Below are 10,137 nucleotides of genomic sequence, written 5' to 3' on the forward strand. Positions count from 1 at the left end.
TTTCGCTGGAGAGTGCGCTACATTCGTGTACGTACGAAACCGTGTCGTCCGGAGCCAGGGAAGGTGAGAGCCATGACTGAGGTCGCGACCGTGCGTCGCAGTCGGATCACGCCCGAGCGCGAGGCCGAGCTGTACTCGGCCGTGCTGGACCTGCTCCGGGAAGTCGGCTACGACGCCCTCACCATGGACGCCGTGGCCGCCCGGACGCGCTCCAGCAAGGCGACGCTGTACCGCCAGTGGGGCGGCAAGCCGGAGCTGGTGGCCAAGGCCGTGCGGCACAGCAAGCCGGGCGGCTCCCTGTCCGACATCGACACCGGATCGCTCAGGGGCGACCTGCACTCCCTCACGCTGCGTTCGGACGACTGCCAGATGGAGCAGAACTCCGCGCTGATGCGTGGTCTGGCCATGGCGGTCCACGGCAACCCGGACCTGCTGAAGGCGTTCAAGGAACACCTCATCGAGCCGGAGATGGCGGAGTTCAAGCGGGTGCTGCAGCGGGCGGTCGACCGGGGCGAGGTCCGTGCGGACAACCCGGCGGCCGACTACATGATGCACATGATGATCGGAGCGTTCGCCGCGCGCACACTGCTCGACGAACAGCCGCCGACGCAGGCCTTCCTGCTTTCGTACATCGACGCCGTGGTCCTCCCTGCCCTCGGCGTTCCGACTTCCTGACCGTCCCCCCCCGAAACAGCCCGCCTGACGTCACCGCTCAAGTCGTCGGGACGATCAGCCCTGCCCACCCAGCGGGTCGATCACCCCTGCCCTGCAAGCACACGACCTGACCGGGAGTACGCCCTCGTGGCCACGTTCCTCTACAAACTCGGCCGGCTCGCCTTCCGGCGACGGCATTTCGTCGCCCTCATATGGGTCGCCCTGCTCACGCTCGCGGGAGTCGGCGCGGCCTCCGCGCCCGCCGCGGGCCCGACCTCCTTCTCCATCCCGGGCACCGAAGCGCAGAAGGCCTTCGACCTGCTGGAACAGCGCTTCCCCGGGGCCAGCGCCGACGGCGCGACCGGGCGCATCGTCTTCAAGGCGCCGGACGGCGAGAAGATGACGGACGCCGACAACAAGGCGACCGTCGCGAAGACCGTCAAGGAACTGGGCGACGGCTCCGAGGTCGTCTCCGTCACCGACCCCTTCACCACGAACGCCGTGAGCAAGGACGGCACGGTCGCCTACACCTCGGTCAGGTACGACGCTCCCGGCATGGAGCTGGCGGACTCGACCAAGGACGCCCTGGAGGCGGCCGGGGACGAGGCCCGGGCCACCGGGCTGACCGTCGACATCGGAGGTGACGCCCTCCAGGCCGCGTCCGAGCCGGGGGCGGTCGGCGAGATCGTCGGCATCGCCATCGCCGCGGTCGTCCTCGTCATCACCCTGGGCTCGCTGGTCGCGGCCGGACTGCCGCTGCTGACGGCGATCATCGGCGTCGGTATCGGCGTCTCCACCATCGCCGCCCTCGCCAACGCGCTCGACCTCGGCGACACCACCTCCACGCTCGCGCTGATGATCGGTCTCGCGGTCGGCATCGACTACGCGCTGTTCATCGTCTCCCGCTACCGGGGAGAACTGGCCGAGGGCCGCGACCGCGAGGACGCGGCCGGCCGGGCCACCGGCACCGCGGGCTCGGCCGTGGTCTTCGCCGGTCTCACCGTCGTGATCGCTCTCGCGGGCCTCGCGGTCGTCAACGTCCCGATGCTCACCAAGATGGGCCTCGCGGCGGCGGGCACGGTCGTGGTCGCCGTCCTCATCGCGCTGACCATGATCCCGGCGCTGCTCGGGTACGCGGGCAAGAGGGTCCGGCCGACAGGCGAGAAGCGCAGGACGCGCGGCGGCGACAAGGCCGAGGAGGCCGCGCAGTCCGGGCAGTCCGGGAAGTCCGACGCGCCCCAGCAGAAGGCCAAGCCCGGCCTGGGCGTCCGCTGGGCGAGCTTCGTCATCCGCCGTCCGGCCGTCGTGCTGCTGCTCGGCGTGGTCGGTCTGGGCGCGATCGCCGTCCCGGCCACCCAGCTGGAGCTGGGCCTGCCCGACGACGGCTCGCAGCCGACGTCCACGACGCAGCGCCGGGCGTACGACCTGCTGTCGGAGGGCTTCGGGCCCGGCTTCAACGGTCCGCTGATGATCGTGGTCGACGCCAAGAACAGCGACGACCCCAAGGCCGCGGCCACCACGGTGACCGACCAGATCAAGGGCCTCAAGGACGTCGTGACGGTCACCCCGGCCGCGTTCAACAAGGCCGGCGACACCGCGACGATCACCGTGATCCCGAACTCCAAGCCGTCCTCGACGCAGACCGAGGACCTGGTGCACGCCATCCGTGACGAGGGCGCCGGCGTCAAGGCCGACACGGGCGCCGAGGTACTGGTCACCGGTACCACCGCGATGAACATCGACTTCTCGCAGAAGCTCAACGACGCGCTGGTCCCGTATCTGGCCCTGGTGGTCGGCCTTGCCTTCCTCCTCCTCATCGTGGTCTTCCGCTCGATCCTCGTCCCGCTCAAGGCGGCCCTCGGCTTCCTGCTCAGCGTGCTCGCCGCGCTCGGCGCCGTGGTCGCGGTCTTCCAGTGGGGCTGGCTCAGCGGTCTGATCGGCGTCGAGGAGACCGGCCCGATCATGTCGATGATGCCGATCTTCATGGTCGGCGTGGTCTTCGGCCTCGCGATGGACTACGAGGTGTTCCTCGTGACCCGGATGCGGGAGGCGTACGTCCACGGCGAGAGCCCGAGCCAGGCCGTGGTGACCGGCTTCCAGCACAGCGCCCGGGTCGTGGCCGCCGCCGCGGTCATCATGATGGCCGTCTTCGGCGGCTTCATCACCTCCGGCGAGTCGATGATCAAGATGATCGGCTTCGGCCTCGCGATCGCCGTCTTCTTCGACGCGTTCGTGGTCCGCATGGCGATCGTCCCGGCGGTGCTCGCGCTGCTCGGCAAGAAGGCCTGGTGGCTGCCGAAGTGGCTCGACCGCGCCCTGCCGAACGTGGACATCGAGGGTGAGGGGCTGCGCACGGAGGACGACCCGCGGAAGGCGGGCGACGTGGATCCGGACGACGACCGGGAGCTGGTCCGCGCCTGACGCGCTCCGCTTCCGCCGCCGGACCAGCCGGTGAGGGCACCGTGGGGACGGTGCGCCCTCACCGGCTGTCCGCGTCTCAGCCCAGTGGCGTGCCCAGCAGCTCCGTCAGGGTGCGCCTGAAGTCGTCCGTCCGCGGGGCCTCCAGCCCGCCCAACGGAGTGAGTAGCTGGTCCAGCAGCACCTGAACGGCGTCGATGGCCGGCCGCACCGCCGTCAGCCCCTCGTCGGTCAGCGCCAGCCGAACGACCCGGGTGTCCTCGGTGTCGCGGGTGCGGCGGACCAGCCCGGCCGCCTCCAGCGAGCGGGCCAGCTTCGACACGTACAGCGCCTCGAGGCCGGTGTGGTCGGCGAGCTCCCGCTGACTCGGCTGCCGGCCCGACCGTTCCATCCCGCTCAGGGAGGCCAGCAGCACGTACTGGGCGTGGGTCAGGCCCAGGGGGGCGAGTGCCTGGTCGACGGCGGTGCGCCACTTGTTGGCCAGCCGCCAGACGAGGTAACCGGGGGTGGGGCCGGGGCCCTTCGGTGCGTCACTCACGCCCGGTACCGTACATGGCTACTGTCTCGCGTCCGAGATAGGTGACGCTCGGATCCGCGTGCGGCACCTCGATCTCGTGGAAGCCAAGACGGTCGTAGAACGCCCGGGCGGGGAGGTTGGCGGTGACCATCGAGAGGTGCACGGCCGGTACGCCCCGCTCGTGCAGGGCGTGCAGGAACGTCTCCATCAGCCCGCGTCCGAACCCACGCCCCTGCCACTCGGGAAGCAGGTCGATGTGCAGGTGCGCGGGGTAGGCGGCGACCTCGGCGACGAGCATGCGCTCGGGGTGGTGGAGCAGCGGGACGATCTCGTCGTCCGGGGTGCGGTGCGGGGTCCGCGGCTCGGGGTACCGGTCGGCGACCAGGGGCAGCCACTTCGCCCGGTAGTCCGCGACGAACCGGGCCGTGTCCGCGGTGCCGAGGACGTACCCGACGGCCTGCCCGCCCCCGTCGTCCAGCACGAAGGCCAGCTCCGGCTCCAACTGGACGTACGGCGCCGCGAAGATCGCCGGGAAGACGGTCGGGTCGGCGTAGTGGGGACGGCTGTCGCGGCCGGCGTGAGCGGTGCGGACGCAGATGTCCTCGACGGCTTCGCGGTCGGCGGGACGGTAGGGGCGCAGAACGGGGGCGGGTGCCGAAGTCATCGTCGTACCTTCGCCTGCCCGGGAGCGCTCCCGCAAGCCTGCCTGACGGACCGTCGCGAGACTCCCTCGGTGAGCGGACGGCGAGTGCGCGGCGCCGGTTCTCGGGCGGAGTGTTCGTCGAGGGGTGGTACAGGGGGCGCGCGCCAGAGCGCGCATTATTTCGAAACGCAACCGATCCTTATGTCGCAAAATAGCAACGGGCCTTCCGTTTTCTGACGGGTTGTTGAATCCTCGAACATGTGCGGAGTGCGGGGGAGTTGTGAAGGCTGCCCGCGTTTCGGTACGGCTGCCCAGGGTGACGGATTGTCCTGCGGTCCAGCTGTGGACAGGGCTGTCCGCGGCGGTGGGTCGGAGCGGGAACACCGCAAAACCCCTGCACACTCAAGTGTTTGACGTCGCCGCTGGCGGTGCGTGCGGGTAGCGCGAGTGATTCGAATGTTTCGAATGGGTAAAGGGTCTTCCGCTTCCGGGTGGCTTGTTGAACTCTGGGAGTCCACGAATGAGGGGGAATTGTGAAGATCGCTGTGCGCGTCTGGCGCACGTTCAGGCAGGGGGCCTGGACCGCTCGTTGAGCCGGCGATGACTCAAGCGGAGCGCCACTGCAACCCGACGGGGTGTTGCAGCAAAGGCGATCCCGCCCAGCGCACCACGCACTGACCGACGCCGCGGCCGCCTGCTTCAGGACCAGGGGCCGTCTTCAGGGGCGCCGTTCCCCGGCCCGCGTATGCCCGCGGTCGGCTGAAGCTGAGGAAAACCACCATGCACATATGCGTTCTCGGGCAGGGGTACGTCGGCCTGCCGCTGGCCTTACGGGCCGCCGAGGCCGGTCACACCGTGACCGGATACGAGCCCGACGGGCGGCGCTGCGCCCAATTGGCAGCGGGGTCCTCCTACATCGAGGACATCGATTCCACGCGGCTGCAGGACCTGCTGCGTTCAGGGGCGTACCGGCCCACGGACGACCCGGAGGATCTCAAGGGCTTCGACTTCGCCGTCATCACCGTGCCCACACCGCTCACCGACCGGGTGCCGGACCTCGGTTGCGTGCGCGAGGCCGCCCGTGAACTGGCCGTGTGGCTCGAGCCGGGCGCGACCGTGGTGCTGGAGTCGACCACACACCCCGGCACCACCCGCGACGTGCTCATACCGCTGCTGGAGACGGGGTCAGGTCTGACGGCGGGACGGGACTTCCACGTCGGGTTCAGCCCCGAGCGCATCGATCCCGGTAACCCCGTGTGGCGACTGGAGAACACGCCCAAGATCGTCGCCGGACTCACCGAGGCGTGCCTGAGCCAGGTGAAGGCCTTCTACGACACGGTCACCGACGCCACCGTGCCGGCCTCGGGGCTGGAGGAGGCCGAGCTGGCCAAGGTGTTCGAGAACACCTACCGGCACGTCAACATCGCGCTGGTCAACGAGCTGTCCCGGATGGCGCACACGCTGGGCGTCGATGTGTGGCACACCCTGGAGCTGGCCGCCACCAAGCCCTTCGGGTTCACCAAGTTCCTGCCCGGGCCGGGCGTCGGCGGGCACTGCCTGCCCATCGACCCGGTCTACCTCAGCCATCACGTCAAGACGCGGCACGGCCAGACCTTCCGGCTGATCGAGCTGGCGCAGGACATCAACGACAGCCAGCCCGACTACGTGGTGCGCCGTCTGCAGGATGCGCTCAGCCGCCGCTTCTGCCGAAGCGTCCATGGTGCTCGCGTCCTCGCCCTGGGCGCCGCCTACAAGCCGGGGACCGCGGATGCGCGTCAGTCGCCGGCCGTCGAAGTCATCGACCGCCTGCGCGAGATGGGCGCGGACGTCACTGTCGTGGACCCTTATCTGCCGGACGGCGGATCACGGGAGATTCCCTTCGAGGCGGCCGACAACGACGTCTGCGTCGCCGACTTCGATGCGGTCGTCCTGCTCACCTCGCACGCCGAGTTCGATCTCACCCGGGTCGCATCCGAGGCCGCCTACGTCCTCGACACCCGTGGCGTCATGGCGACGGCCCCGCGCGTCGAGCGGCTCTAGGGCAGCCCTCGGGCCGAGAACAGCAGCCCGTGAGGCCGCTGACGTCCACGGGCCCACGCAACGTCACGGAGTTCGCCGACGAGGCGGTCCGTGCGCTGAGCACACGCGGTGCCGAACCGGGCCGCGACAACGCCGGGTGCCTTCGACACCCGAGAAGGAGGACAACATGTACGGACAAAATGGTGTGGGTGCCGCGATCGGTACGGCCACCGGAGGAGCCGCGCTGGCCGCTACGGGCGGCACCGCTCTCGGGTGGATCGTGCTGGGGGCCATGCTCTTCGTGATCAGCGGCGTGGCGGTGTTCCGTCTGTCCACCCGCGGCAAGCGGGTGACCGCTTGAGCACTTCACCACGGATCCGCTTCACCCTGGTGACCGCTGTGGTGGTGGCGGCTCTGGCCGCTGCCACCGTGGTGGTGCACCTGCAGTCGAAAAGCCCGATCCTGACGTCCTACTGGTGGCTCGGCATGCTGGTGATCGTGCTCTGCCTCGTCTCGTTCCTGAAGGGCAGGTCCTTCACGCATCTGCCCGTGGCCCCCGGCCGGACGGTGGCCATCATCCCCGCCTTCGAGGAGCCCACGGAAAACCTCCACCGGACGGTGTGGTCGCTGTTGGCCCAGACGCACCCGGTCGACGAAATCCACGTGATCGACGACGGCTCCACCCAGCACCCCGTCCAGCCCTTCGAGCACCCCCGGGTCCACTGGCACCGGCAGGAGAACAAGGGCAAGCGCGGAGCGCAGGTCACCGTACTCCGTCACCTCCAGTCGCAGGGCAAGGGCTTCGACTTCGTCCTCACCATCGACTCGGACGGCGAGCCCTTCCCGGATGCGCTGGAGCAGCAGCTGAGGGCCATGAGCAATCCGAAGATCCAGGCCACCACCGGGATGATCTACATCCGCAACTTCGAGGAGACCTGGGTCTCCAGGGCCGCCGACATCGACATCGGCACCTCGTGCGTGATGATGCGCTCCTCGCGCTCCATGCTCGGCGCGCTGGAGACCACCTCGGGCGCACTGGCCCTCTACCGGGCCGAGCTGCTCTACGACCACTTGGACGCCTACGAAGTGGAATGCGGCACCGGCGACGACCGCTGGCTTGCGCTGCGGGCCCTCATACGCGGTGAGGTCGTGGCCGTCAACGAGGCCGGCGTGGTCACCGACATGCCGACCACGCTGAAGAAGACCTACCGCCAGCGCCTGCGCTGGGCCCGGTCCTGGTGGTGGATGCTGCCGTTCGTCTACGCGCGGCTCTCCCTCAAGCAGCTCATATCGCCGACCTTCGGCCTCCTCCAGCTCGTCATCACCCCGGTGATGCTGGCCTGGACCCTGGTGATGACACTGATGACTTTGGGCGGCCGGTACCACAACCCCGGCGTGGCCCTGGTCTACCTAGGGGTGTACCTCGTGGTCCGGTACGGCCAGTCAGGTCTGTACGTCCTCATGCGGCCCGACATGACCACACGCCAGCGGTGGCGCTCGTGGCTCGTCGGAACCCCGACGGCCGTGTTCATGAACATCGTGCTCCTGTGCCCCACCCGCTACTGGGCCCTGTTCAAGCTCCGTGACAACGCGTGGCAGTCCCGTGGACTGACGGCCAAGACGGTACTGACGAAGGGCCGCCACCGCGCCGAGGCCCCAGACCTGATGAACGCGTGAGGCCAAGAACCCGGCCCACGGGGAACTCGTGTGTCCCCCGTGAGCCGGGCCGGTTTCCTGACGTGTGCCCTGTGGCGAACGGTCAGTTGGTGAAGGTGAGGTACTTCCAGGCCCCGTGCGTCGTCGAGTTGACGCTGTCGCCCGAGGTGCCGTTGACGTACGACGCGCGCACCCGGGCGCGGATGCCCGACTCGCCCGGTGCGCCGAGGTCCACGGCCGACTTGCCGTTGGCGGCCAGGGCGAAGTACTCGGACCCGGAGTCGTACCAGGAGCCCTGGTAGAAGACCTGGAGCTGCACCCGCTGCTTGCGGCCCTGGTAGTAGTTCATCGTCGTGGTCAGCACCGGGCCGGTGTTCTTGCGGAAGTAGTAGTACGTCGTCGAGCCGATCTTCCCCTTCTTGTAGTGCTTGGAGACGGTGGTCGAGACCTTCGCGTGGGCGTACGCGGTCGACTTCGTCGTCTTGTCGGCGGAGCGCGCGTCGCCCGCGAAGACGGCGGTGACGGTCGTGTCGCGGGTCATGTCGACGACCGCCGACAGGTTGCCGTTCGAGTTGACCTTGGCGGTCTTGACCAGCTTCTTCGGCTTGTCGGAGCCGAAGGGGTCCGCGTAGATGGCGACCGTACGGTTCTGGTACGTCGAACCGAGGTGCGCGGTGAAGGTGACGTCCTTGCCGTACGCGTACAGCTTGCCGTTGTTGGTGAGGGTGAGGGTGGTCGCCTTGCGCGAGACCTGGACCGTGTCCGACCCGGAGACGGCGGCGTGGGCGGCGTCGCCCGCGTAGGTCACCTTGTACGTGACCTTGCCGCCGGCGGGCGGGGTGTCGGTGAAGGAGAAGCCGCCGCCGGCCTTCGTCGTGACGGTGGGCAGCGTCTTGCCGCTCGGTGACTCCACGTCCGTACGGGTCACCTGGAGGCTGGTGCCCGCCGGGAGCGCTGTCTGGGACGTCAGCTTGCCGGTGACCGTGAGCTTCTTGGCACGGTCCGCCTTCGCGGGGGCCGTCACCGAGAGCGTCGGCAGCTCCTTGGTGGGGTCGGTCAGGGCGCGCAGGGTGTGGACGCCGCCGGTGTTCACGGAGACCGCGAAGACCCTGCTGCTGTCCGGCGCCCAGGCCAGTGCCCCGTCCACCAGGGTGTCGGCGCCGCTGCTGTCGCCGGTGTTGGGGAAGTCGTACTCCCGCACCGGCGTCGGGTCGCCGGGCCGGTGGATGTGGACGTCGGGCTCGTACCAGGAGAAGCTGCCACCCGCCACGCTGCCGTCCGGTGCGACCCGCACCGCGTTCGGGTACGCGTCGATCGGGTACCCCGCCTGCTCGGTCAGGTCGGTGGTCGCGTAGGCGCCGATGCCGTAGCCGGTGTCCGGGTCGCCCCACGAGGTGAGGACCTGCTTGCCGTCGGGCGTCAGGTCCAGCTGCTTCACGGCGGTGTCCATGTCGCCCTTGACCCGCAGCGCGGCACCGTCCGCCGAGACGTCGTACACCGCGAGGGCGCCGCCGTTGCCGGCCACGAGGACGCCGGGGACGGCCGGGTCGGAGGCCAGGAACATCCCGAAGGCGCCGGAGAAGCCGACGTCGCCGCGCTGGGCGAGGTGGACGACGGGCTCGGTGCCGGAGAGGTCGAGCGAACCGAAGTCGGTGCCGTGGGCGAACCAGATCCGGCCGTCCACCACCTCCAGGTCGCCCGGAGCCGCGCCCACCGGGTAACTCGCGGTCTGGGTGTACGTCTCCGTCTCCACCGAGACGATCCGGTTGCCGTTCTTGACGGCCGCGTACACCTGCCCGGAGTCGGCGGACAGCGCCAGGCCGCTCACGCCGGACAGCCCGGTCAGGGACGCCTTGACGGCACCCGCGTAGTCGGTGACGACGATCTTGCCGCCGGTCGGGTCGGAGACGTAGACCCGTCGGTGGGTGCCGTCCACGACGATGTCGCCGACCGACTTCACCGGAAGGACCTTGGCGGAGTCGGCCGCGGCCACTCCCGCCGAACCCGCGGCGATCACCGCGGAACTGAAGACGACCGCGAGTGTGGTCGCGGCCGAGATGCTGCGCCTGCGCACAGTGATGTGAACCCCCAGGAACAAGCCCGGTCTTCGCCGGGCGAGACAAATGCCGACGTCCCCCCTCGCGCCCTTCGCGGGCACGTGAACGCGGCTGGGCGGCAGCCTATGGCATGACTGTGACAACCGGGTACGGAGTTCCCCCCCCCCCCCCGG

At 69.4% G+C, this 10,137-nt stretch carries 8 protein-coding genes; 5 read left to right on the forward strand and 3 right to left on the reverse strand.

All coding sequences use genetic code 11. From position 1 onward, the window contains the following. Positions 1–72 precede the first annotated feature (72 nt). Together AQJ84_RS20365 and AQJ84_RS20370 are read left to right on the forward strand one after the other, a co-directional pair. A complete protein-coding gene (locus AQJ84_RS20365; RefSeq protein WP_030039112.1) occupies positions 73–675 on the forward strand; it encodes a TetR/AcrR family transcriptional regulator in 603 nt (200 codons plus the stop codon). A 126-nt stretch (positions 676–801) separates the two neighbouring features. Beyond that, on the forward strand, positions 802–3,075 hold the full coding sequence (locus tag AQJ84_RS20370) for an MMPL family transporter (RefSeq protein ID WP_030039113.1): 2,274 nt from the start codon (positions 802–804) through the stop codon (positions 3,073–3,075). A 76-nt stretch (positions 3,076–3,151) separates the two neighbouring features. Here AQJ84_RS20370 and AQJ84_RS20375 read toward each other — a convergent pair whose 3' ends face one another. Continuing rightward, complete coding sequence (locus tag AQJ84_RS20375) at positions 3,152–3,610, reverse strand: MarR family winged helix-turn-helix transcriptional regulator (protein ID WP_030039114.1); 459 nt, start codon at positions 3,608–3,610, stop codon at positions 3,152–3,154. After that, positions 3,603–4,253 (reverse strand): GNAT family N-acetyltransferase, encoded by a 651-nt coding sequence (locus tag AQJ84_RS20380; protein ID WP_030039115.1) that lies wholly within the window; start codon positions 4,251–4,253, stop codon positions 3,603–3,605. Before AQJ84_RS20380 ends, AQJ84_RS20375 begins: the two co-directional genes overlap by 8 nt. A gap of 759 nt (positions 4,254–5,012) precedes the next feature. Between AQJ84_RS20380 and AQJ84_RS20385 the strand changes: the two genes are divergently transcribed. The 3 genes from AQJ84_RS20385 (at position 5,013) to AQJ84_RS20390 (ending at position 7,928) form a co-directional block, all read left to right on the forward strand. After that, positions 5,013–6,272 carry a nucleotide sugar dehydrogenase gene (locus AQJ84_RS20385; RefSeq protein WP_030039116.1) on the forward strand — a complete coding sequence of 420 codons (1,260 nt, stop codon included), beginning with the start codon at positions 5,013–5,015 and terminating at the stop codon, positions 6,270–6,272. Between the two features lie 166 nt (positions 6,273–6,438). Next, positions 6,439–6,612 carry a peptidase gene (locus AQJ84_RS42360; RefSeq protein ID WP_128092219.1) on the forward strand — a complete coding sequence of 58 codons (174 nt, stop codon included), beginning with the start codon at positions 6,439–6,441 and terminating at the stop codon, positions 6,610–6,612. Next, complete coding sequence (locus AQJ84_RS20390) at positions 6,609–7,928, forward strand: glycosyltransferase family 2 protein (protein ID WP_030039117.1); 1,320 nt, start codon at positions 6,609–6,611, stop codon at positions 7,926–7,928. Before AQJ84_RS42360 ends, AQJ84_RS20390 begins: the two co-directional genes overlap by 4 nt. 82 nt (positions 7,929–8,010) lie before the next feature. On the opposite strand, the gene AQJ84_RS20395 is transcribed toward AQJ84_RS20390, so the two are convergent. Further along, positions 8,011–9,981, reverse strand: a complete 1,971-nt coding sequence (locus AQJ84_RS20395; RefSeq protein WP_030039118.1) for a YncE family protein — start codon at positions 9,979–9,981, stop codon at positions 8,011–8,013. Between the last annotated feature and the right edge of the window lie 156 nt (positions 9,982–10,137).

Source organism: Streptomyces resistomycificus, assembly GCF_001514265.1.
GTDB lineage: Bacteria > Actinomycetota > Actinomycetes > Streptomycetales > Streptomycetaceae > Streptomyces > Streptomyces resistomycificus.

What these genes read in the sequence shown, in the direction of transcription:
- AQJ84_RS42360 (WP_128092219.1), top strand. Translation starts at nt 6,439, where the DNA reads ATGTACGGACAAAATGGTGTGGGTGCCGCGATCGGTACGGCCACCGGA.
- AQJ84_RS20380 (WP_030039115.1), bottom strand. Translation starts at nt 4,253, where the DNA reads ATGACTTCGGCACCCGCCCCCGTTCTGCGCCCCTACCGTCCCGCCGAC.
- AQJ84_RS20385 (WP_030039116.1), top strand. Translation starts at nt 5,013, where the DNA reads ATGCACATATGCGTTCTCGGGCAGGGGTACGTCGGCCTGCCGCTGGCC.
- AQJ84_RS20365 (WP_030039112.1), top strand. Translation starts at nt 73, where the DNA reads ATGACTGAGGTCGCGACCGTGCGTCGCAGTCGGATCACGCCCGAGCGC.